At 41.2% G+C, this 2,782-nt stretch carries 3 protein-coding genes; all 3 read right to left on the bottom strand.

Annotation, left to right across the window (positions count from 1 at the left end):
- On the bottom strand, nt 1-548 hold a 548-nt coding region (locus AC58PQ_RS29445), incomplete at its 3' end, for a carbohydrate ABC transporter permease (protein WP_497247935.1).
- Between the two features lie 140 nt (nt 549-688).
- Nucleotides 689-1,570 carry a carbohydrate ABC transporter permease gene (locus tag AC58PQ_RS29450; RefSeq protein WP_497247937.1) on the bottom strand — a complete coding sequence of 294 codons (882 nt, stop codon included), beginning with the start codon at nt 1,568-1,570 and terminating at the stop codon, nt 689-691.
- 114 nt (nt 1,571-1,684) lie between these two features.
- Nucleotides 1,685-2,782: ABC transporter substrate-binding protein (locus tag AC58PQ_RS29455; protein WP_497247939.1), on the bottom strand; the 1,098-nt coding region annotated here is incomplete at its 5' end.

The raw sequence follows: 2,782 nt of genomic DNA on the forward strand, positions 1-2,782 counted from the left end.
CTCATCGGCATCGTCCACATACTTGATTTCGGCACAAGAAATAGCACATTTCCAAAATCGTTCCAAATGGCTGTAAAAGTTAGCACAATATTGGTCGACATCACCGGCCTTAACAGCGGAAATATGACTTGAAAGAACATCCGAATAGGTCCACAGCCCTCCACGATAGAGGCTTCGTCCAATTCACGAGGTATGCCTTTCATAAATCCAACGTACAGAAGAATGGTAAATGGTATTTGTCCAGCCAGATCCACCATGATGAGCCCAGAGAAATTACTGCCCATATGCAGCAATTGCAGCAGCTTTATGGCTGGAATAAATGAAAAAGGAGCAATCATTCCGGCTAGCAAATATTTATAAGTAAAATTAGTAAACCTATTTTGATTTCTTTGGATAATGAAAGATGAAATCGAGCAAAATAGAACTGTTAATATAGTAATGACAGTAGAAAGAAACATCCCGTTAAGAAAGCCTTGGAACATGTTGCCTTGAGTAAAGACCGTCACATAATTTTGGAACATATACTCTGATGGCAAACTTAAATTCAAAATACTTGATTCCTTTTCATTCTTAACCGAGTTTAACAAGATGAGCAGGAATGGAAATACGTATACCAAAAAAACCAGAAGAGCGGAGACATATATGAAAGTCGTCTGAACTAAAATCCTTTTTTTATTGGATACAGCGATCATGCCTCCATCTCCCTTCTGCTAGAGAAATAGTTAATGACCATGGCAACTACAGTAATAATGAGAAATTGACAGACACTTATCGCGGCAGGGTAACCGATGGATCCCGAAGACATTGATTTAGCCAAGAAGGTCGTCATCACTTCCGTTGCATGCCCAGGACCTCCGCCTGTCATGGCATAAATGATATCAAATGCCTTCAGTCCCGAAATAACGGATAACAGAAAGCTTAGGTTAATGGCGTGCATGATAAAAGGAAGGACTATGCTGAAAAATTTTCTTATCGAGCCTGCTCCGTCGATCTCAGCGCTTTCCATCAATTCCTTTGGAACGGACTGTAAGGCAGCAAGAATGACCAGCATTGACCATCCTGCACCCACCCAAACGTCAACTGCAATGACCGAATATAAAGCAAGAGTGAAACTGCCCAGCCAATCATTTGCCAAAAAGTCCAACCCAACACTCTTTAACAAACCGTTTAAAAAGCCTTCAGAGCTTAAAATATAATTAAAGATAATTCCTACTACGATGGTGCCAAACATAATCGGCATGTAGACTAGCGCGCGAAGAAGGTTATTACCTTTGAATGTCTTATTCAAGAGCAACGCAATCAGTAGACCTAATATGGTTTTACCTACTGCGTCAAAGAATGCAAATTTAAATTGATTCCAAACACTTACTAGAAATGCGTTACCTTCGTTAAACAGCAAGACATAATTATCCAACCCTGTATAATGAATGCCGGATGTTGTGATACTGGCATCCGTTAGGGAATACAGCAAACCTAAAAGCGCGGGAGAAACATAAAAAATGGTAAACACCAACAAAATGGGAATGAGAAAATACGTAGGGTAATATTTTTTAATATAAAATCGATTCAATGATTTCTCCTCCAAACCTATCAATAATCCAAACCATCCATAATGGCAACAATACCTGTCATTCATAGTCAAATGGCAGGTATCGTTGCTTCTCTTCATCTATTTTACAACCTATTAAAACCCTGGAATTTTTGCAATTTTTGCATTCTTCACATACATATCGCCATGCTTTTGCACGAACTGATCCGCAGTAATTCTACCCGCAATCAATTCCGTGTAGGCTGCTACCATCTCATCATAAGGCAGCGGTACATCATAAGCATCATCGCCGTGTCTTGCAATTTTCCCTGCGCTTACAAGTGCTTGAATTTCTTTAAAGGCTGGAGATAATTTATCCGATACATCCACGTCCTTAAATGCGCTAATGCCAGGTGATTTTTCTAAATAAGACTTCACTTGCTCTTTATCCGACAAATATCGCAGCAGGTCTTTCGCAGCTTCTGCATGCTTGCTATTCTTAGCGATAAATACTTGCGTAGCTCCGCCTAGAGCAATTTTTTCGGATCCGTCTTTGTTAGGAAGAGGGAAGTAACCGATCTGCGCGTCAGCTTTCTTCTTCACAAGTTCGGAATCGATGAAAGATCCCTGAATAACAATCGCCGCTTTGCCGTCTACCAAAGCTTGCTGCTGCTGATCGTAAGTCGCCGTTAAGTCTTTATTGAGATAGCCTTGTTTCACCCAATCCTCGAGCTGTTTGTATTGTTCTACGAATGCCGGGACATCCTTCCACTGAATCTGATTTTTGTTTAATTTATCCCACACGCCTGGATCTGTTCCGCCAACAATACCATTCACAGCATTTCTGTGCTGAAGCATCGTCCATCCGTCTTTAGCTGAAAAGTAGAGTGGCGTAATCCCTTTGGCTTTGATTGCCGCAAGGTCCTTATTTAAGTCGTCCAATGTTTTAGGGACGGAGAGCCCCAAATCACTGAAAACCTGTTTATTGTAGAATGCCCCCCAGGAAGCTAAGCCCATTGGAGCCGGGAAAGCATAAATCTTACCATCCTTACTATATTTCAATGATTGAAGCGCAACGTCGTTCAACCGCGACTCGAAACCTTCTCCCTTAATTTCGAGAAGTTGGTTTGGTACATCGTACTTCTGATACTGGCCGAAGAAAATGTCTACATCGCCACCACCAGCAAGCTTCGCCTTGACAAGATTATCGTACTGATCATCTTGAATCGCTTGTATATCGACTTTATTACCGGT

Source organism: Paenibacillus sp. J22P143 (genome assembly GCF_059692035.1).